The organism is Hydrogenispora ethanolica (assembly GCF_004340685.1).
Lineage (GTDB): Bacteria > Bacillota > UBA4882 > UBA8346 > UBA8346 > Hydrogenispora > Hydrogenispora ethanolica.
In genome coordinates this window covers 24,616-45,805 of sequence record NZ_SLUN01000044.1, presented here as the reverse complement: position 1 = coordinate 45,805, position 21,190 = coordinate 24,616, and the positions used below count along the sequence as shown (strand labels likewise).

General features: G+C 56.4%; 17 protein-coding genes. 10 read left to right on the top strand and 7 right to left on the bottom strand.

The window, feature by feature from the left end:
* Positions 1 to 361 precede the first annotated feature (361 nt).
* The gene (locus EDC14_RS23475) at positions 362 to 2,131 is read left to right on the top strand and encodes a BamA/OMP85 family outer membrane protein (RefSeq protein WP_132017011.1); all 1,770 of its coding nucleotides are present in this window, start codon (positions 362 to 364) and stop codon (positions 2,129 to 2,131) included.
* A 396-nt stretch (positions 2,132 to 2,527) separates the two neighbouring features.
* Here EDC14_RS23475 and EDC14_RS23470 read toward each other — a convergent pair whose 3' ends face one another.
* Together EDC14_RS23470 and EDC14_RS23465 are read right to left on the bottom strand one after the other, a co-directional pair.
* Positions 2,528 to 3,547 (bottom strand): SDR family oxidoreductase, encoded by a 1,020-nt coding sequence (locus EDC14_RS23470; protein WP_132017009.1) that lies wholly within the window; start codon positions 3,545 to 3,547, stop codon positions 2,528 to 2,530.
* Between the two features lie 86 nt (positions 3,548 to 3,633).
* Entirely contained in the window at positions 3,634 to 4,101 is a 468-nt protein-coding gene (locus tag EDC14_RS23465; RefSeq protein WP_132017007.1) for a hypothetical protein, read from the bottom strand.
* Positions 4,102 to 4,414: 313 nt separating this feature from the next.
* Here EDC14_RS23465 and EDC14_RS23460 point away from each other — a divergent pair, with 313 nt between their 5' ends.
* From EDC14_RS23460 to EDC14_RS23430, 7 genes are all read left to right on the top strand, one after another.
* Positions 4,415 to 4,852 (top strand): flagellar hook capping FlgD N-terminal domain-containing protein, encoded by a 438-nt coding sequence (locus tag EDC14_RS23460; protein WP_132017005.1) that lies wholly within the window; start codon positions 4,415 to 4,417, stop codon positions 4,850 to 4,852.
* Positions 4,853 to 4,965: 113 nt separating this feature from the next.
* The gene (locus EDC14_RS23455) at positions 4,966 to 6,330 is read left to right on the top strand and encodes a flagellar hook protein FlgE (protein WP_132017003.1); all 1,365 of its coding nucleotides are present in this window, start codon (positions 4,966 to 4,968) and stop codon (positions 6,328 to 6,330) included.
* 64 nt (positions 6,331 to 6,394) lie between these two features.
* The gene (gene flgK, locus EDC14_RS23450) at positions 6,395 to 7,867 is read left to right on the top strand and encodes a flagellar hook-associated protein FlgK (RefSeq protein WP_132017001.1); all 1,473 of its coding nucleotides are present in this window, start codon (positions 6,395 to 6,397) and stop codon (positions 7,865 to 7,867) included.
* A gap of 146 nt (positions 7,868 to 8,013) precedes the next feature.
* Positions 8,014 to 9,534: a flagellar hook-associated protein FlgK gene (gene flgK / locus EDC14_RS23445; protein ID WP_132016999.1), complete on the top strand. Its 1,521-nt coding sequence runs from the start codon at positions 8,014 to 8,016 to the stop codon at positions 9,532 to 9,534.
* Between the two features lie 11 nt (positions 9,535 to 9,545).
* The gene (gene flgL / locus EDC14_RS23440) at positions 9,546 to 10,610 is read left to right on the top strand and encodes a flagellar hook-associated protein FlgL (RefSeq protein ID WP_132016998.1); all 1,065 of its coding nucleotides are present in this window, start codon (positions 9,546 to 9,548) and stop codon (positions 10,608 to 10,610) included.
* A gap of 75 nt (positions 10,611 to 10,685) precedes the next feature.
* The gene (gene fliD / locus EDC14_RS23435) at positions 10,686 to 12,596 is read left to right on the top strand and encodes a flagellar filament capping protein FliD (protein WP_132016996.1); all 1,911 of its coding nucleotides are present in this window, start codon (positions 10,686 to 10,688) and stop codon (positions 12,594 to 12,596) included.
* Positions 12,597 to 12,601: 5 nt separating this feature from the next.
* The gene (locus tag EDC14_RS23430) at positions 12,602 to 13,018 is read left to right on the top strand and encodes a hypothetical protein (protein ID WP_132016994.1); all 417 of its coding nucleotides are present in this window, start codon (positions 12,602 to 12,604) and stop codon (positions 13,016 to 13,018) included.
* Positions 13,019 to 13,131: 113 nt separating this feature from the next.
* Here EDC14_RS23430 and EDC14_RS23425 read toward each other — a convergent pair whose 3' ends face one another.
* Positions 13,132 to 14,382, bottom strand: coding sequence for a flagellin N-terminal helical domain-containing protein (locus EDC14_RS23425; RefSeq protein ID WP_132017023.1), 1,251 nt, complete (start codon positions 14,380 to 14,382; stop codon positions 13,132 to 13,134).
* Positions 14,383 to 14,747: 365 nt separating this feature from the next.
* Complete coding sequence (locus tag EDC14_RS23420) at positions 14,748 to 15,434, bottom strand: response regulator transcription factor (RefSeq protein ID WP_132016992.1); 687 nt, start codon at positions 15,432 to 15,434, stop codon at positions 14,748 to 14,750.
* Between the two features lie 471 nt (positions 15,435 to 15,905).
* Between EDC14_RS23420 and EDC14_RS23415 the strand changes: the two genes are divergently transcribed.
* Positions 15,906 to 16,580, top strand: coding sequence for a response regulator transcription factor (locus EDC14_RS23415; RefSeq protein ID WP_132016990.1), 675 nt, complete (start codon positions 15,906 to 15,908; stop codon positions 16,578 to 16,580).
* Positions 16,570 to 17,994: a sensor histidine kinase gene (locus EDC14_RS23410; protein ID WP_243663094.1), complete on the top strand. Its 1,425-nt coding sequence runs from the start codon at positions 16,570 to 16,572 to the stop codon at positions 17,992 to 17,994. The genes EDC14_RS23415 and EDC14_RS23410 overlap by 11 nt, the downstream gene beginning before the upstream one ends.
* Positions 17,995 to 18,426: 432 nt before the next feature.
* Here EDC14_RS23410 and EDC14_RS23405 read toward each other — a convergent pair whose 3' ends face one another.
* From EDC14_RS23405 to EDC14_RS23395, 3 genes are all read right to left on the bottom strand, one after another.
* On the bottom strand, positions 18,427 to 18,852 hold the full coding sequence (locus EDC14_RS23405) for an EamA family transporter (RefSeq protein WP_132016988.1): 426 nt from the start codon (positions 18,850 to 18,852) through the stop codon (positions 18,427 to 18,429).
* A 144-nt stretch (positions 18,853 to 18,996) separates the two neighbouring features.
* Positions 18,997 to 20,106, bottom strand: coding sequence for a Ger(x)C family spore germination protein (locus tag EDC14_RS23400; RefSeq protein ID WP_132016986.1), 1,110 nt, complete (start codon positions 20,104 to 20,106; stop codon positions 18,997 to 18,999).
* Positions 20,103 to 21,185 carry a GerAB/ArcD/ProY family transporter gene (locus EDC14_RS23395; protein ID WP_132016985.1) on the bottom strand — a complete coding sequence of 361 codons (1,083 nt, stop codon included), beginning with the start codon at positions 21,183 to 21,185 and terminating at the stop codon, positions 20,103 to 20,105. The genes EDC14_RS23400 and EDC14_RS23395 overlap by 4 nt, the downstream gene beginning before the upstream one ends.
* Between the last annotated feature and the right edge of the window lie 5 nt (positions 21,186 to 21,190).

Sequence of the window (21,190 nt, the reverse complement as noted above, 5' to 3'; positions counted from 1 at the left end):
TTGAAAGCCTAGGCTACAAAGTTATTCTTGAACCGGCTGCTGCATGACTTATTTGCTTGTCAAGGTTCTAATGCTCGGGAGTATTTTCTAGATAGATAGTAGCTATAATGGGGATGGAACGAATGAAGCACACGTCTTGGTCGAATATCTCTCCTTCCTTGTTAAGGAAGAAGGGGAGGATAGGTCCCTTTTTCGACCAGTATCACCGGTTGAAAAAGGAGCCGGCCGGCGGGAAGCCGCTCCTTTGAATCCCGTTTGATTGGGGACGAGCGGGAACTATCAGCATCGTCTGCCGTTAAAAAGGAAGATTGGAAAATTCTGACCCCGCGTCCATTTCATATCCGAAAGGGGTAATTTTTTGATGTTGAAACGACTGAGTGGACTCGTCACCCTAGCCCTCATGCTTTGCATGGCCGGAGCTTGGGCTGCTCCGACCGCGGCCGCAGCCAATCCCGATGTGGTCATGTTCGATGTCGAGGGCAACGCGCAGGTTCCCGCGGAAAAGATCCTCGGCGCCATCTCCAATACCCGGATCGGAGCGCCTTTCGATCCTCAGAAAGCCGAGGCCGACGGCAAGGCCATTCTGGCCCTGGGCTATTTCTCGGATGTCCATATCCGGACCGAGGGATTGCTGGATGGGATCAAGGTCATCTTCCAAGTGGTCGAGAATCCGGTGCTCAAAGAGGTGCGGCTCCTGGGCCTCACCAAGGTGAGACCCGAAGAATTGCAGCCCTTCTTCACCCAAAAGCCCGGAGAGGTCTTTAACGCCGCCATTTTCCGGGACGATCTGGCGAGGGCGCTGAGGGACTGCCGGGAGAAGAAAGGGCTGTTCATCGAGCCCCGGACCAGCCGGGTCGGAATCTCGGCCGACGGCATTGTCCAGGTCGAGCTGGTGGAGTTCAAATACGGCAAGATCATCATCAGGGGTCTGGAAAAGACCAAGGAGATCGTGGTCCGGCGCGAGCTTACGATTCGCGAGGGCGAGATCATCGATTACAATGCGCTCAAAGAGGATTACATGACGCTGATGCGGCTGCGCCTGTTCGACAACGTCGATCCGCACCTGGAAAAGAGCGCGACGCCCGATGCCTACGACGTGATCTTCGATTTCAAGGAGGCGCAGACCGGCAGTTTCTCCTTTGGGGTCAGCTTTGGGGAGAACGACGGGGAAGTCGGCGGGGTCCTCGGATATTCGGAGGCGAATCTGATGGGCTTGGGCCAGAATATCGCGATCGACCTCGATTATTCGGAAAGCGAGAACAATGCCAGCTTCACCTTTACCGAGCCCTGGATCGATGACAAGAATACCTCGTTCAGCCTGTCAATGTGGAATAGCGACAGTTATTTCTCTTCGACGCTGAAAACCTGGTACCCCGCTGACAGCACCCCCTACTACATCCATCTGGTCGAGACCGGTCTCTCGCTGTCCTTGGGACGCCCGGTCGGCAAAGACCTGCGCGGCCAGGTGAAATTGAGCGTCCAGCGGGACTCGATCCCCGACATCTATACCGACTCCAGCGAGGACGAGAAAGCCCCCATCAGCGGTTCGGACATTGAATTCTGGGACAACTCGGTCGGCCTGAGCCTGATCAAGAATAAACTCAGGTATCAAGACCGTAATTTCGTGGACGGCGGTTACCAGTGGTCCACCGATTATACCGTGGCCGGACAGTACTTCGGCGGGGATTTCGATTATCAGAAAGGGACCCTGGAGGGCAAATGGTTCCATTCCTTCTCGCCCGATCTGGTTTGGGGCAATCGCCTACAGGCGGTGGTGCTCACCGGGGATTATCCCGACTTCAGCGCTTTATACCTGGGCGGCATGAACCGGCTGCGCGGCTTCAATGACCGCCGGTATAGCAGCGAGATGACCCAGAGTCTCATCGGCGACCGCTATCTGATGGCCAACACCGAGCTGCGCTATAGGTTGCCCTCCAATAAGAGCCTGGAGTTCGTCCTATTCTACGACGCCGGCCAGATCCGCAATCTCGACGGCGGAAGCTCAAACGCCTGGGATTACGGGATCGGCCTGCGCTACAACCTCCCGATGCTCGGCGTAATCCGCCTGGATCAGGCCTGGAACTCTCAGCATGATACCAAGCTGGTCTTCAGCATGGGAGAGATGTTTTAAAAGCCATGTGATAAAGTCTTTCGAAACGGAAGTCAGCTTGCAAAAAGATTTAAAACGACTTTATCACTTGCTTTTCTGAGCTTTTGTGTTCACCCTGACCTTCGGCCAGGGTTTATCACAACGCTTTTAAAAGCCATGTGATAAAGTCCTCTAATTCGGAAATCATCCTTTCAATGGATTAAAAAACGACTTTATCACTTGCTTTCTGAGCTTTTGTGTTCACCCTGGCCTTCGACAGGGTTTGTCACAACGCTTTTAATCCGGGTTCGCCCATCGTATCGAAAAGCGTCGAGCCATGAAAAACCATCCGGGGAATGATTAGCCCCGGATGGTTTTTTTCTCAGGCACTTTGGGCCGGAGCGGGAGCGGCGCCGGGCGCCGCGGCAATCCGCCTGCTCAAAACCCACTCTTTGCGGCGTTGGTGGCTCCTTCGTAGGCGGCGATGATCTTGTCGATCAGCCGGTTCCATTCCTCATCCACCACGCAGTATTCGGGATGGGCCTCAAACCAGGCGATGGACCTTTTCACACCCGCCGCGAAAGGGACGGTGGCGGCGAAGCCGGGCACGAAGCGCTTGATCTTGCTGTTGTCAAAGACCACGCTCTGCGCCTTGTCGCCGATCAGGCTGCCCTCGCCGCCCGGAAAAACGGCGGCCAGGAAGTCGGAGGGGATATGGACCGCCCGAATCTCGACCCCGGCCGCCCGGCCGATGGCGGCATAGATCTGATTCCAGGTGAGCACCTCGTCGGAGGTGATATGGAAGGCGTGGCCGATGGCCCTGCCGTTGCCGAGCAAGCCCAGGAAGCCGCCGGCGAAATCGGTATTATGCGTCATCACCCAGAGCGAGGTCCCGTCGCCGTGGATGATGATCTTTTGGCCGCGGCGGATCCGGTCAATGAAAGTCCAGGGTTTTTTCCAGCAATCGACCCCGACCGGAATCATGGTATTGCCATAGGTGAGGGAGGGACGGACGATGGTCACCGGGAAGCCGTTCTGGCGGTATTCTTCCAGCAACGCCTCCTCGCAGGCGATCTTGTCCCGGGAATACTGCCAATAGGGGTTGGCCAGCGGCGTCGACTCGGTGATCAGGTAATCGCCGACCGGCTTCTGGTACGCCGACGCCGAACTGATGAAGAGATACTGGTCGGTCCGGTCCCGAAAAAGCTCAATATCCCGCCGCACCTGTTCCGGGGTGAAAGCGATCCAGTCGACCACGGCGTCGAAATGCATCTTTCCCAAAGCCTCGGCAATCTCCCGGGGCTGGTCGATATCGCCCCGGATGGAATGGGCCCCTTCCGGAAAGAGCGCGCTCCGGTTGCCCCGGTTCAGGAGATACAGATCGATGCCCCGTTCCACCGCCAGCCGCGACACACCCTCGCTGATGACGCCGGTCCCGCCGATAAATAACACCTTCATTGCAAAATCGCCCCTCTCAAAAGAACATCGCTGAGAAGCTTATTCGCTGCTGAACCGTTTTTTCCTCCGTGGAGCCGGGCAGCCTTTCACTCCAGCTTCAGCTTTTCCAGGCGGATATACAGCCAGGCGGCCAGGGAGAACCAGAGCGCATAAACTGCCGGCGCCCAATAACGATAGCCGCCATGATACTCAAACAAGCCGAGGTTGGAGAGGGTTATTCCCACGGTGTGGCCGAAAAAGGCGAATTCCAGGATGTAAAGGGCCAAGAAAAGCTTGCGGACGGGCAAAAGGTAAAGGAAATAGGCAAATGTGGCGATCCAGGCCCACGGCGTCCAGAATGAGAAGGAATCAGCGATGTTGAAAATGCCCAGGTTCTGATACTCAAAAAGGTGCAATAGCTTTCCAAAGATCATGATCACCAGGATGTCGCCGATACCGCCAAAGAGTAGACCGTACATAAAATACTTTTTATAGGAAGGCTTGGGAATCAACAGCAGTGCGGCCGCTGAAAAGATGAGCGCTTTGTAGAAAAAGAAGATCTCTTTACCGATCATGAATCCATCCTGTCCAGATAGTTAGGCATCCCCAAATTCACCCGCCGGAAGCCTTTCCGGAAGGGCCTTTCTTGATTATTATCTAAAAATCTCTCCCAGTTTATACCGGATGATCCTCCATCCCGCCATGGCCGCGGCCCAAGGGTCCGCGCCGGAAGCGCAAGACTCCGCTCTACAATTTTCCCGAAATTCACGGCCGGCCGCCTGATATTAAACAAAAAACTAATAAAGCCATTCGAAACTTTATACAACGGCAGGATTCCGTCCCGGAACCGGGCGGGGATTGTCCGCATCAAAAAAGGAGGAAAAGAGTATGAGTACCAGTTCAGTGACAGATTCCTATTGGATCACTCCCAGCACGACCACGGATTCGACCAGTTCATCCAGTTCCACTTCTTCCAGCACATCCCTGGATTTTGAATCGTTGTTGCAATTGCTCACCACCGAGCTGCAGTACCAGGATCCGCTCGATCCCGTCAGCAATACCGAATACGTGTCGCAGATGGCCCAGATGAGCTCTTTGGAGCGCTTGAACGAGTTGGTCACGGGGATGGATTCTACCAGAGCCTACAGTATGCTCGGCAAGGAAGTGACCTACCAGACCACCGATACCACCGGAGCGACCAGCACCGCATCGGGGACAGTGGAATCGGTGATTACCAAAAACGGCACCACCTACCTGACGGTTGACGGCACTTTGGTGGAGCTCGGTTCGGTCTTGGCGGTGAGCAACGGCACAGCGAGCGAATAGGCATGGGACTCCAATGCAATGAACCATTTTTCAGCTGGACCCCGCTCGGGGAGGCTGATGCCTATTTCTGAATGACGGAAGAAATAGCGATATCAGGCAGGAGGTAATACGAGATGATGACGTCCATGTATTCGGGCGTTTCGGGGCTTAAGGCGCAACAGCAAAAGCTCAATGTGATCGGCAACAATATTGCCAATGTCAATACGGCCGGTTATAAAGCCCAGACGGTTAGCTTCAGTGATTTATTAAGTCAGACGCTCAGCAGCGCCACGGGCGCGAATGCCACGACCAACACCGGCGGCACCAATCCCATTCAGGTCGGCCTGGGGGTCAGCGTGGCGGCTGTCACCACCAATATGAGCGTGGGCAGCACCCAGTCGACCGGCAATTATACCGACGTGGCCATCGGCGGCGACGGCTTCTTCATTGTCCAGGGCGGCTCGGTCGGCGAATATCAATTCACGCGCGCGGGCAACTTCGGGGTGGACGAGGAAGGAAACCTGGTGGTGAATGGCTACAAGGTCTGCGGCTGGGAAGAGTACAGCGTGGACAGCGACGGCAATTACGTATTCAACACGCAGCAGGATGTCGAGCCCTTGAATCTCTTCTCGGACAGCACCAACGGGAATAAACAAATTATTGCACCGCAGGCCACCACCGCGGCCTCGATCACCGGCAGCCTCGACCCTGCGGAGGATGCGAACGGCACGGCGTTGAACACGATCACCATACCGCTGCCGGACACGGCGTCGGCGTCGACGACCATGACCGTTTATGACGCCTTAGGCAACAGTTATGAAGTGAAGGCCAATTTATATAAGTGTTATACGGACGAGACGACCAATACGACTTCCTATTATTGGACGGTGGATTCCACGGACACTTCCGCGCTGGCGGTCAGCGGCGCCAGCGGCTATATCGAGTTCGACAGCAGCGGCAAGATCGTGACCACGGATACGACCAATTACGACACCAACCCGACCATTACCCTGACGCCGCAAGGCTCCAACGCCGGCGCGGCCGCCTTCGAGGTCAGCCTGGATTTCAGCAAGATCTCCTATTATAGCTCCAGCACCGGTTCCGGCATCTCGGTGGCCAGCGTCGACGGCTATGAGTCCGGCGACCTTCAGGACATTACCATAGGCTCCGACGGCGTCATCTATGGCGTGTATTCCAATGACCAAACCCAACCGTTGGGAATGATCGCCTTGGCCGTCTTCAGCAATTCCTCGGGCCTCGAAAAGATCGGCGACAATCTTTATACGACTACCGCCAATTCCGGGGACTTCACGGGCGGGGTCGCGGCCGGGACTAGCGGCTCGGGAACCTTGAGCACGGGAACGTTGGAAATGTCCAATGTGGATCTTTCGGAACAGTTCAGCGAGATGATGATTACGCAACGGGCTTACCAGGCGAACAGCAAAGTGATCACCACCACCGACAACATCCTGGAAGTGCTGGTCAACCTGATTCGTTAAGAATGGCTGAGTTAACGAAAGATCTCACTCCTTTAGGTAAAAATCTGAACATGAGGTGCAAGCGATGGCTTCAACTTTCACGGGTTATAATATCGCGGTCACCGGAATGGCGGTGAACCAGAGTTCACTAGCAGTGGTCAGTAGCAATGTCACCAACGTGAATACCACCGGTTACTCCCGGAAACAGGTCGGCAGCGCGGAACAGGTTGTGGCCCAGTCCGGGGGGAGCACCACCGGAACCGGCGTCAGGATGACCGAGGTGGTACGGGCGCGCAACACGCTGCTCGATCAGACCTATCGCCAGCAAAATGCCGACCTGGGCTATTGGGAGGTCAAGGAGGCCAACCTGGAGGAGATTCAGGAGACCTTGAGCGAGTTCGAGGCCGCTGACGACAGTTCCGACAGCGGCTTGCAACAGACCTTGACGGATTTCTTCAATAGTTGGGAAGAGCTGGCCAAGGACCCAAGCAGCCAAAGCAGCCGGCAGTCCGTAGTCGAGAATGCCATGAGCCTATTGAGTATCATGCAGGATATCGATGAACAACTGGAACAGTTGCAGTTGGACGCGGTGGCTCAAGTCCAGGACGGAGTGGCCCAACTGAACGCTCTCGCGCAGCAAGTCGCCGATTTGAATCGTCAGATCACCCAGTTGGAACTGAATGGCGGAGAAGCGGGCGATCTGCGGGACCAGCGGGACAGCCTGCTGGATACCATGTCCGGCCTGGCCAATATCAAGGTCCAGGAGTCCGGCGGGGTCCTGGAAGTCAGCATTGGCGGCGTATCGTTGGTGCGGGGCGATGAGGTGCGCACGCTGGAGACAGTGGGCGACGGTTCGGCGGAGCACCCCTTGCAAGTGCAATGGACCGGTCTCGGATGCACGGCGAACATCACCAGCGGTACCCTCAAAGCCTATCTGGAAGATTGCGACCAGAGCGGGGTTCAGGATATTACGTCCTTCCCGTACAGTTACACGGCGGGGTCCTCCAGTTCCATCAGCAATTTGCGGCAGGGCCTGAACGATCTGATGACCACCATCGCCAACCAGGTCAATGAGTTGCATCAATCCGGGACCGATCTGGACGACAATGCCGGACTCGATTTTTTTGTGGCCGTCGATTCCAGCCAACCGCTCAGCTTGAGCAATATGCAGGTTAATCCGGAAATCGTGGCTGATGTGGATAAGATCGTCACCTCCGTCGAGGGCGGAGTGGAAGACAGCACCATTGCCGAGGCGATTTATCATCTCACCGATGCCGAAAATTTCGTATTCGACGGGTTATCTATGAATATGAACGATTTCTACCAATCCTTAATCTCCTGGGTGGCGACCACGGGCGACACGGCCGGCGGCTATTGTGATACCCAAAGCGCGCTGGTCCAGCAGACCGATACCCAGCGCCAGTCGGTCTCATCGGTCTCGCTGGATGAAGAGATGACCAAGTTGATGATGTATCAGAACGCCTATAGCGCTAATGCCAGGGTCCTCAGCACGGTGGACAGTCTTTTGGCAGAATTGATTGAAGATCTGGGTTCGTGACTTTTTTAGGATACGGTAAAAAATGAATTCACTGCAACGTGGCCCTGGGGATGGCTGTTTCACTGGGAGTGAAGTAGGGCACGAGATGGCAGTATGCCATTTCGCCATCTTCCGCGGTTCTCGTTGCAGCAGGGAAGGTGATCCAAATGAGTTCTACGTTTATGGGTCTCAGCATCGCCACGCGCGGCTTATACTCCAGTCAAGCCGGGCTGTCGGTTACCAGCAACAATATTAGTAACACCAATACCGAGGGCTATTCCCGGCAGACGGTAGCCCAGACCTCCGTGAGCACGCCCGCCTCTACCAGCGGGGGAGTGATCATTGGCGGAGGGTCCGAGGTGACCTCGGTCGAGCGAATCCGCCAGGCCAGTCTGGACAATCAGTATTGGCGGGCCAATACTTCCCTGGGCGAATGGGAGGTCAAAGCCGATGCGCTGACGGAGATCGAGACAGTCTTCAGCGATTCGACGGACGATGGTTTTTCGACAGTGATGAATGATTTCTATGACGCTCTCGAAGAATTGTCCAATAATGCGAGTGATACTTCGGTGCGGACTTCGGTCGAGGCGGCCGCGAACTCACTCTGCGAGTATCTCAATAACGCCGCCGCTCAGCTGGAGATGATTCGCGATGATCTGAATACCTCGGTCAAAACGACCGTGGATCAGATTAATTCCTACGCCCAGCAGATCGCCAAATTGAATGACCAGATTCAGCAGGCGACGGCCGGGGGCGCGACAGCCAATGAATTGGAGGATCAGCGCACGTTGCTGCTTGACAAGCTCTCCGGACTCGTCGACATCAGCGTGAGCGAAACGGTGGTCGGAACCAACCCCGACGGCACCGTTAACACCATTCTGAATGTCACTGTCAATGGCTCCACGCTGGTCAGCGGCGACAAAGCCCGGCAATTGGAGTGCACCAGTGACAGCGATGGCCTGTATCAAATCCAGTGGCAGGATACGGGAGAGGCCTTCGAGCCCGATAGCGGCGCGCTTAAGGGTTATCTCGACATCCGGGATGGTGCCGGCGGGTCGGAGTACAAGGGCATTCCTTATTATCTGAGCCAATTGGATGAATTCGCCCGGACCTTCGCCGAAGCCTTCAATGAGGGTATTTACGCCGACGGCAATACTTATTATGCGGGCCACGCCGGCGGCTACAGCAGCGACGGCTCCACCGGGATCCGCTTTTTTACCTACGATGATTGTTCGTCGGAAGATTTCATGAACAGCGGCAGCGATACCGAGTCGCGCTATGCCAATATCACCGCCGCCAATATCTCCGTGGCTCTGGATATTCAGGAGGATGTGGGGAAGATTGCGGCGTCTTCCAGCGCCGGTCAAGCGGATAATAGTGAAAACATCGCCGACCTGATCGAGCTTTGCCAGGACAGCCAGATGTTCAATAAGGGCACGCCCGAGGATTTCATGAATTCCATCATCTCCACGCTCGGCACCAGTAGCTCTTATGCCCAACGCCTGGCTGACAATAAAAGTACCATCGCCAACAACATCGATGAGCGCAGGACTTCGGTTTCCGGAGTCTCTGCCGACGAGGAGACGGCCAATCTTACCAAATACCAACAGGCCTACAATTCTTCGGCGTTACTGGTGACGACTTGGAATGAGATCTATCAGACGACCATCGACATGGTCAACGAATAGGGGTGATAGCGGTGCGGATTACCAACAACATGATGACCGCCAAGGCGGTCTGGAATCTCAATCAAAACTTGGAGCGGTTGAGCGAGGCGCAGGAGAGAGCGTCCACTCAATCCAAGATTCAGCTGCCTTCGGACGATCCGGTGGTGGCGACGCGGGCCATTAAATACCGCAACTATGTCGCCAAGGCGGAGCAGTATCAGAAGAATGTCGAGAACGCCGCCTCCTGGCAGGAAGTGACCGACAGCGCCCTGAGCGACTTGGGCGATATTATCAAACGGCTCAAGGAGCTGACGGTTCAAGCCTCCAGCGATACCTTGAGCGACAGCGATAAAGTAGCCATCCAAGAAGAGGTCGGGGAATTAAAAGAGCAAGTGGTCGATGTGATGAACACCTCGTACGCCGGGCGCTATATTTTTGCCGGATATGACACCGATGAGGCGCCGTATGCCATTGAATCGACCGCAGCGGGGGATAAGGTTACCTTCAAGGGTCAATATCTCAGCCTTGGCGGACCGACCTCAACAGAGGTCAGTGAGAGCGATTTCACCGACTTTTGCACCAGTAACGCCGACCAGATGTATCAGAGCGAGGCGGCGCAGACCATCAAGTATAATATCGGTTTTGGCTCTCAGATTGCGGTGAATGTCGAAGGCCAGGACGTCACCGGCCAGGGAACCGGAACAAACATCTTCGATTCCATTGACAAACTGTTGTTGGGGTTGGACGGCGCAACAAGTTATCAAACGGCCGAAATCGACAATTCGGCGGATCCGGCGACCGTCACAGTCGAGACGCATGATCTGAATCTGGATGATGTGCTCACCGACTTGGATGCCGATTACGAACGGGTACTGAATGCCCGCGCCGACTTGGGAGCCAGAATGAACTACGTCAGCATGGCCAAAACCCGGATCAGCAACGATGTCGAGACCTATACCACTCTCATGAGCAACAATGAAGATGTGGACGTGGCCGAAGCCTCCATCGATTTGACGAGCGCCGAATATGTTTATGAGGTGTCTTTGACGGTGGGGGCGAAAGTGATCGGGAAAAGCCTGGTGGATTTCTTGACCTGACCGCGCATCTTTTAACCGATGCGGATTGCCAGGCTGTAAGAGTTCCTGACCGAAAAAAGCAAGGAGGCGAGACGAATGTCCAGTTCCAGCAGTAGCATATCTTCGACCACTGTCAACGGCCGAACCGTAATCAGCGGTCTATCTTCCGGCCTTGACGTGGATTCCATCGTCGAACAGCTGATGACCGCCAAAGCAACCAAATTGAACAAACTGCAGCAGCAACAGCAGCTGGCGGAATGGCGCCAGGAAGCATACCGGAGTATTATCGAAGATATTCAGGCATTTGCCAGCAAGTATTTTGATACTACTTCTTCCAGCAATTTGATGAGCGAGACGACTTTTCAACAATTCTCCGTCACCAGCAGCTCCAGTGCAGTCACGGCGAGCTACACCAGCAGCGCGGCGTCCGGGACCCATTCCGTCGAGGTCAGCCAGTTGGCCACGGCGGCGTCGCTGGCGACCGGCAGCCGGCTGTCAGCGGATATCCAGGGAACCACGGCGGCGGATTATGATTCACTGGCCGGTACCAGTTTCGTTATCTCGCTGGATGGCACGCAGACCACGGTGACTCTGGACAGCTCGGTGACGGATCTGGATTCGCTCCAGGCAGCCATCGACGATGCGGTGGGCGAGGGCAAGGTGACGGTGAGCGAAGACGAATCGGGGATCCTGACCATCCAATCCGCCACCGATAGCGGCGTCCAAGCGATAACGATCAGTAAACCGAGCAGTTCCGGCAGTTCCAGCGCCTTGACCGCCCTGGGCTTTAGCAGCACCACACTCTCCAACCGGATCAGCACCACCGATACGCTGGAGACGCTGGCCACCACGATGAGTAGCAGCTTTCAATTCAATGAAGACGGCCAGGTCGAATTGTCCATCAATGGCGTCAGTTTCACTTTCGACAAAGATACAAAGCTCTCGGAAATGATCAGCGAAATCAACAACAGTGACGCCGGAGCGACCCTGAAATACGATGAGTTGAACGACCGACTGGTGTTGACTGCCACCACGACGGGCGCGCAAAAAACCTTATCCGTGAGCGAGAGCGGCAGTACATTCTTGTCGGCTGCTTTGAACCAATCCACCGCCGGGACCGATGCCAAGGTGACTATCGACGGGCAGAGTTTGACCCGGAGCTCGAATACGGTAACGGTGGACGGCGTTACCTATACCTTCAATCAAGAGACCACCGAGGCCGCCACGATCACGCTCACCCAGGATGTCGACGCCATCTACGACAGTATTGAGAGTTTTGTGGACGATTATAATGCGCTGATCAGCACCATCAACGGCGAACTCTCGGCCGAGTATGATTCCGACTATCCGCCGCTCACTGAGGCGCAGGAAGATGAGATGTCCGACGAGGAGATCGAGAATTGGAATGAAAAGGCCAAAACCGGGTTGTTGAGCAACGATTCCATTTTGCAGGGTCTCCTCGACGACCTGCGGATGGCTCTCTATGATTCGATTTCCGGTCAGTCGTCCACTCTGGCCAGCATCGGGATCACCACGGGGACCTATGATGAAAAGGGCAAACTGTATATTGACGAGGATAAGCTGAAGGAAGCGATCCAAAGCGATCCCGATCAGGTGATGGAACTTTTCACCCAGCAGTCCTCCGATTACTCGGGGACGACCACCGTCCGTAAACTGAGCTCCTCCGAGCGGCAGACCCGCTATAAACAGGAAGGGATTGCCTACCGTTTTTATGACATCATTCAGGACAACATCTCCAGCATCCGGGATAACAGCGGCAATAAAGGGTTTTTGTTGGAGAAGGCCGGTATCGAAAATGACGCGTCGAATACGGACAATACCTTGACCGACATGATCAACGATTATCAGGAGAAGATCGACAAGGAAGAAGACCGCCTGGACGATGAGGAAGATCGTCTCTACGAACAGTATTCCGCCTTGGAAACGTATATCTCCCAGATGAACGCGCAACTGTCCGCATTGCAATCCTATCTTTCAGGGAGTTGAGCGACATGAGCCGGGCTGGAAAGCATGAATGCCTGCTGCGGAAACAGCGGATTTTGGAACAGATCGCCGCGAATACCGAAACGCAGAGCCGTTTTATCCGCCGCCGGGAGATGAGAGGTATCCGGCGCCTGCTGCGCGAGCGCGCGGCGCTCATTGAGGAGCTCGCCGCTGTGGATCGGGATCTGACCGAGACCGGCGACGAGCGGTCCGAAGCTGGAATGGCGGATGTCATCCGGGCCGTCGCGGCCCAACAAGCCGCGGTACTGGAGCGGAGCGACAGCGTGTTGCGGGAGGCTCAGGCGGAACGGGAGCGTATCGGGGCGGAAATGCGAAAGATCCGGATGCAGCGTCAATTGATGAGAAAATATGAGGCGCGCTGGGCGCCGCTGACGCGGGGCAACCGGTTGAACGCCAAAGGGTAACTCGTATTCAACATGAACCGAGAGTCAAGAGCGCCCATCCCTCGAAAGGAATGGGCGCTTAATTTATGGATATTTGAGGAATTGTACCACTGGGAATCGGAGACTCCCTTAGGTTAGCCTTGCAACAGAGTCAACACCCGCTGGGGCAGCTGGTTGGCTTGGGCCAGCATCGTGGTGGCGGCCTGGTTGAGAACGCTCAACTTGGTATAGTTGGCCATTTCCGAAGCCATGTCGACGTCGCGGATCCGGGATTCGGCGGAAGTCAGGTTCTCGCTGGAGGTGGTCAGATTATTGATGGTGCTGTCCAGGCGGTTCTGAATGGCGCCCATTTTGGAACGGGCGGTGGTGACGACCGAGGTGGCGGTGTCAATCACCTTGATGGCGATATCCGCGGCATCCTGGGAGCTGACGTCCAGGCCCTCCACGCCCAACGAAGCGGCATCCATCTTGTCGATGCTGATATTGATGCTTTGGCCGGTGTTGGCCCCGATGAGCACCGTGGATGAACCGTCATTCCGTTTGTCCTGCGCTTTGGTGGTCTGGGTGAAGCTGGACAAGGCGTTGGTGGCGGTGGTATTGGTATCGCCGTCGGCATCTTTGACCGTAATGGTCAGACCGTAAACGGCGTCGGCGGTTCCTGCGGTGTTAGCGGTGGCAGTGATTACGCCGTCGGCGGTGACCGTCAGTGTGAAATCGTCATCGGTATTGGTCCCGTTGGCGTCGGCATCGGCCAGGTCGGCCAGAGTAGTGTCCGTGGCTACCGTGACATCATAGCTGATTAATTCGCCATTCTTAACGTAGCTGACGGTGACGGTGTCGCTCGCGCTGATACCCAAACTGTTGGTATCACTGTCATTCAGAGTTGTCAGAGTCGATGTTGCCGCCGTGGCCGTATCAAGAGCGGTATTGGACAGGACATTGGCAACGTCGCCGGTCTTGGAACCCATCGAACCGTCCAGCAGTTTCTTGGTGTTGAATTCGGTGTCATTGGCGATGCGGTTGATCTCTTCGATCAAGGCGTCCATCTCGTCCTGAATGTTTTGGCGGTCGGAGTCGGTATTGGTATCGCTTGAGGACTGGACGGCCAGCTCGCGCATACGTTGCAGGATGTTGGTGGTCTCATCGAGCGCGCCCTCGGCGGTTTGGACCATGGAGATCGCATCCTGGGCATTTTCGCTGGCCTGGTCGAGCCCGCGGATCTGGCCGCGCATCTTTTCGGAGATTGCCAGGCCCGCCGCGTCATCCGAGGCGGCGTTGATGCGATAGCCGGACGACAGTTTCTGCAGGGACTTGTTCATGGCGGTGTTGTTCAGGTTCAACTGATTGTAGGTGTTTAACGCCGAGAGATTGTGATTGATGATCATACCCATTGTGATTTCCTCCTTGATTTTTTAATGAAGCATCCGTACTGATCTGGGTCAGGTCATGGTTTGACAGCCCATTTCCTTGGCCTGCCAAAACCGGTGAAAAATGTTTGGCCCTACCGCATCGGGAATGGGGCAGGATCTCTGCCGCATGGTTTGCGGCGTAACCGCATCATCCGCAACACCGCCTTTCTATGGGAATTACTGATGGCATCGGGCCGGAATATTGGAAATCCATTAAATTGAATATTGGAATTATGTTTAGTCCACGCCTTTCAGGAATTTTTTTGCAGCCGGCATCCATAGAAAAAAAACCACCGGGTTGATTACCGGCGGCTTGAAAAGCATAAGAGATTCGGCGGTTTTTAGTTGGCGGTTTGGGCGACATTCTTATTTCTTTGCAGATAATATCCGACTCCCCGGACGGTCTTGAGGTTGGTGATGTTCAGCTTCTTCCGCAAATAATGGACGTAAAGGTTGACGGAGGTAAATTCGGCGTCGGAATTGAATCCCCATACCTTTTGAACGATCAGCTCTTTGGTGACGACCCGGCCGTGATTCCGGATTAATAGTTCTAAAAGTTGCGATTCTTTCACGGTCAACTGGATGACCGCGCCGTCTTTGATGACTTGGCCGCGCATCGGATCGAAAACCAGATCGTCAGCAACCAGGACGTTTTCAACCAGGTCTTTATTTCTGCGGCGTCCCAGTGCCTGGAGCCTGGCCAACAGCTCGACGCTATAAAAGGGTTTCACCAGATAATCGTCGGCGCCGGCGTTCAGGCCTTCCGCCCGGTCTTCCGGCGAGTCCTTGGCGGTCAAAATCAGGACTGGCGTGTCATGCCCCAGCCTGCGAAATTCGCAGAGCAACGAGAGCCCGTCTTGTTGCGGCAACATGCGATCGAGGACAATAATATCGTAAATCCCCATGCAAGCCATTTCCAGTCCTGTTTCGCCGTCCAGTGCCACATCGACCACAAAGCCATTCTTCTTTAACAAGTGTGATAGCGCTTCGGCAAGTTTGGATTCATCCTCCACCAATAATAATTTCATGCGAACACCCTCGGTACTACAACCTTGTAAAGATTATCCGTCCTTGGACAATTGATTCTATTTTTATTTTCGCAGGTGAATGTTGGAATTGTATTTAGTTTGAAGCCTTTTTGACGAAGGAAAAAAATTTTAATTTTTGCAGTGCGGGGTAGGCCCGGAGGGGCCCCGGCAATTATTGATTTGGCTAAGAAAAGATCTTTGAAAATTCTTTGAAATGTAAATGAAATTCAAAGGAACATCGCTTATGCTATAAATAGGTTTCATTTCGTCCTGGTTTCTTCGGGAAATGGCGGCAGGGATTTCGGCATTTCCCAAAAAATGTAGCTGAAACCGGCTGGTAGCATCGAAACATGGTTTTGTTTCACCGGCTATGCGATAATGAGGGTGTTGCATGGATATGAAACGTCAGATTTGCATCGGCAGCCGGCCGAAAGGCCGGGACCGGGGCAGAAGGAGGTCCGAGCGGTTGTTATGAGATTGTTGCTCGTTGAGGATGAGATAAAATTGGTGAAAGCCCTCTCCCATCTGTTGCGCAAGAACGGCTATATCGTCGATGTGGCCGTCGACGGGATCACCGGCCTGGAGATGGCGGAGAGCGGAAACTATGACCTGATCGTATTGGACCGGATGTTACCGGGCAACGACGGCTTGTCGGTCATCAAGGAACTGCGCCGGCAGGGGATTCATACGCCGGTGATCTTTATGACCGCCAAGGACCTCCCCCAGGATCGGGTGGAGGGGCTGGATTCGGGGGCCGACGACTACCTCATCAAGCCCTTTGCCACGGAGGAGCTCCTCGCCAGGCTCAGGGCGCTCGCCCGCAGAAAGAGCAAGGAATGGGTCGGGGACACCATCGCGGCGGCGGGGATGATCCTGGATCCGCTCAAATGTGAAGTGACCCGGGGCGCGGCTACGATCCAGCTGAGCGTCAAGGAGGCGCTGCTGCTGGAGATCCTGATGCGGAACCATGGGCAGGTGGTGACCAAGGAACGAATCTTCGAGCGGGTCTGGGGTTACGACTCGGAGACCGAATTCGGCAATATCGATCTCTACATCCATTACCTCCGGAAGAAGCTCTCCGCTTCCTGCATCCAGACCGTTCGCGGCGTGGGGTATTTTATCAAGGGAGAAGCCGATGTTTCGTAAACTGCGACTCCAATTCATCTTCACCAATCTGGCCATCATTACCGCGCTGTTTGTCTCGCTCACCATCGGAGTTTATATTTTGCTGCAGATCAAAATGATCAGCCACGCCGAATTTTTTTCGAAACGGCTGGCTACGCTCATCAAATCCGGCACCGTGCCGGAATTTCCCCCCTTTGACCAGCGGCCTCCCCAGCCCGGCCGGGAGCGGCCTTTTGATCCGTTTAAACCGCCGCAATCTTTCGGCTTTCCCAAACCGCCGGAAGCTTTCGGCCTTCTCAAACAGCGGGACCCGTCCGGACTGGAGAAGCGGATCCGGATTCTGGCGCCGCCGGTCCGGCTACTGGAACCTTTCGGTCCCAAGCCCCCCGCTAAGCGGCCTTTGGCGCCGGTCTTTTTCGTTAAGACCGGACCCGCCGGGAATATGATTCAGTCCCCCGGAATGGAGCCGCTGCTAGCGGAGTTCTCCGGGACGGTGCAAAAGATCATGGGGGCGCGTAAAGAGAGCGGGACCGTCGCTTTCTCCCGTTCCAGCTATTATTACTACCGGACCGCCCTCGCCAAGGGGGCGGGATCGGTCATCATCTTTCAGGACCTGAGGCAGGACAAGAATATCCAGCAGTCGCTGGTGGTCTCGCTGATCGTCACCGGAGTCATCTTTCTTGTGCTGTCGCTGGCCGGCAGCCTCTTTATGGCCCAGCGGGCGATCGCTCCCATCCAAAAGGCCTGGCAACAGCAGAAAGATTTTCTGGCGGACGCCTCGCACGAATTGCGGACCCCGCTGGCCATTATCCAGACCAATCTGGACGTGGTCTTCAGCAACCCCCGGGAGACCGTGGCCGAACAGATGGATTGGCTGAACAATATCAACGAAGAGCTGCAACAGATGACCGGCTTGGTTTCGCAGCTGTTGCTCCTGGCGCGGATCGATTCGCACCAGTATGTGTTGGAGAAACGGAATTTTCCCCTGGACCACGTCGTCGCCAGAGTGGCCGAATCCTTCGGGCCTTTGGCAGCTGCCAAGCAGATCCGGCTCGAAACCGAGAGCGGCGGTCCGGCGCTATGCCATGGCGACGAATCCCATCTGCGGCGGGTGATTGAGAATCTGCTCGACAACGCCATCCGCCATACCGCCGCCGGCGGCAGCATCCGGATCGCGCTGCGCCCGGCCGGGAAAAGCCTCCAGTTGAGCATCGCCGACAGCGGCGAAGGGATCCCCCCCGAACACCTGGAGAAGATCTTTGACCGCTTTCACCAAGTGGACGCCTCTCGCTCCAAAGGGAAAGCCGGCTTGGGACTGGCCATCGCCAAGCAGATCATCGCCAACCACGGCGGTACGATCCGCGTCGCCAGCGCCGTCGGGGTGGGCACGACCTTCACCATCCAATTGCCCGCAGCCAAAGAGAACGGCGCTTGAATCACGACGGGCGGCCGTGGCAGGATTTTGATCCGGCGTGGGCTGAAACCGGAAGCGTCCGGGCCGTCCCGGAGTTCCCGGCGGCGCCGCGGCGCCCCTCGCCAGAGCGTCATGGCTTGGAAAAGGAAAAGCGGCGGCCTTTGCCGCGTTTGTTTTGAGCCGCGACGAAACTGTGGCGGTCGCCGCCGCGGCGACCGGAGCCTCGCGCGCAACCGCGGCAACGATCGCCGCAATCATGAGGTTCCCCGCCGCAACCCTGGCAGTCACCGCCTCAGTTCCGGCAATGAGCGCTGCCACTGTGGCGGTGACCGCCAGGGGAACCGGAATCGCCGCCGCGGACGCCGGCAGGCCTGAAGCAGGTATGGCGACAGTCGCCGCGGCTTTGCGAACCTCCTCAAGAACGGCGGACCGCCGCCGGATCCCGCCGGAGGCTTACTTCAACGCGATGACCAGGGCTCCGGCCGCGATGAGCAGCCCGCCGCCGACCGTCTTGAGGTCGGCTTTTTCGCCTAAAAAGACGAAGGCCAACACCATCGCGAAGACCACTCCCAGCTTGTCGATGGGCGCTACTTTCGAGGCCGGCCCCAGTTGCAGGGCGCGGTAATAACAGAGCCAGGACGCTCCGGTGGCCAGCGCCGACAGAATCAGAAACCCCAGCGTCTTCTGGGGCAACCGGGCCGGATTCTGCCAGCCCCCGGTCGCCAGCACAATGCCGCCGGAAAAGAGCAGCACCACGATGGTCCGCAAAAAAGTGGCCAAGTTGGAGTTGATTCCGCTTACCCCGATCTTGCCGAACAAGGCCGTCAGTCCGGCGAAAAAAGCCGACCCCAGCGCATAATACACCCAGGCAGGAAACATGGTTCATCCATCCTCGCAGTAATTTTTGACATCGCATTTATTGTACCATAGGTTGAGGCTCCGGAGGCGAGGAGAACGTAGAAAATAAGCGTCCCCAATGCCGGAACGGCGGACGGGTCCCGGCGGAAGGCGGCCGTTCCCGCCTCAACGGGCGGGCGGCGTATAGCGGTAGTCGATGGTGGTCTGGATCCGGAAGGGGATCTGGCGGAAGGTCTCCCGCCATTCCGGAACGCCGGCGATGATCAGCTGATTGCCGAAACCGACCGGGTCGACGCCGAGGGTCTGGAACTTTTTGATGAGGCCGCCGATGCGGGCGGTCAATTGGCGTTGCGCCTCTTCCTTCAGATACTCCAGGTTTTCCGGCCGGTCGGTCTCCATAGAGGGAGGGAGATCGAGGATGCTCCCTTTGACCGCGATCCGCATCCGCAGGATGTTGCGGTGGTTGGACCTGACCACGTCGAGGCGAGTCCGGTGGTAGACGTTGTGAAGCGTAACGGAGTCCTGCCCGGCGGCGAACTGGATGATGGCTTTCCGGGCTTTGCCGCTCAAGATGCCAAAGAGGTAGGCCTCCTCGGGGCTGAGGAACCCGACCAGCTTGTCGTCGCGGAAGAGCGCCAGGCCTTCCAGCAAATAACTCCCGTTGGCCCGATTGATCCGGATCAGCGGCAGATACGGGTCGGGCGCCCGGTTGTCCACCCTGGCGACGAATTCCCAAAGCTCCATGGGGTAGGAGAAGGATCGCTTCAAGGGTGCGCGGAGTTGCTTCCCGATGATGAGGGCCGGTTGCATTTTGAAGCCGGGCTGCCAGCGGAGAACCTCCTCCGGGCTTTGGATGGCCAACAGCAACAGTGTCTGGGGGGAGATCATTGGCTGCCGCAGGAAGCTGGCAAGCAGTCGCGAGAGTCCTTGTTCGGCCAGCGAGCGCGAGACGATGATCACTTTTACCGATCCGGCGATCAGGATCCGGTAATTCTCATCCTCCAGCCGTTGAAAGATCCCCGCCAGCGAGGCGCCTTGCTCCACGAAAGCCTGGAAGGCGTGTTGGTCGCGTTGGACGCCGCCGTTATTGGTTTGAATGAAATTGGAGATGGTCGGCACCTGGATGCTGACCCGGTATCCGTCTCCCACCCGGTCGAGGCCGAGCATCAGCGCCAGGGCCCGGTCCTCGATGGGCGATATATCCCAGCAGCCGGCGCCGGTTAGGGACAATAGCAATGCGAAGAGGCCCGCGCGGGCCAATTTGATGACGCTCATGGCCGGCCGTCCCTCCTGAGCCGGGATAATAACCACAGGATCCCGAGGTAGGCCAGGATGAAGAAGCTGCCGGAGATGATCAGCGGGTTGTTGTACCGCGCATAGACGATCAGGTCTGAAAACAGGGTCAACAGATAGACCACTGCCGCCAGCGCCGGAATCACCCAACGGCTGCGTTTCCGGGGAATGCGGCACAGCGCGATGATCCCGTTGGCCAGCACCCGCAGCAGGACCGTGGCGATAACCAGCGATTGGGCGGTAAACACGAAAAGATGCGTGGTCAACACGAAATTTTGGAAAAAATACTCCTGGGCCAGGCGGATGGTTCCCATAAAAGCCATGACCGGTCTGGGATAGCGCTGGATCCCCCCGGCGCCGAAGACGCCGACGATCTCAAAGGCGGTGATCCCGAGAATGAGCGCGCCAAGGCCCACAGTGGGCAGGACATACCGGAAACGGTCCCGGAAATCCCGGGTCCGGATCAAGGACGCGATCAGCAGCACCGGTACGAAGCCGGGCAGCCCGGCCCACCAGTAGTTCAGGTAGCGGAGATCCCGGATGATATAGGCCGGATGGACCTGGGCTAAGGTCACGCTGCCAAACCCCAGGAGCAGATTGAGGCCGAAGACCGGGATTAGGCCGCAACAGATGGAGCAGAGGCGGCCGAGGGCTTCCTCGCCGAGCTGGGCGATATAGGTGATGACCAGAACGCAACTGAGGATATTGGCCCATTCCGGGGTCAGAAAAAGGATCGACGTGCCGATGGGTTCGGTGAGCCGGCGGACCGCGAGCACGGTAAAGACCAGGACGATGGCCAGCACCAGACCGGACCCCAGCCAGCCGGCCCGGCCCAGCAGCCGGTTGCCCCAGTCGATCAACGATTCCCCCGGATACTTCCCCAGCAGCGCACGGATGGCCAAAAGCCCCAGGACCGCAAGGAGGAAGCCGAAGACAATGGTGAGATAAGCATTGACCCCGATGTTTTTATTCAAGGTAAAAGGGTGGAACATTATCCCGAAACCCAGAATGGACATGAGGATCAGCGGCAGATACAATTTACTGGTCAACGGATGATTCATCGCCG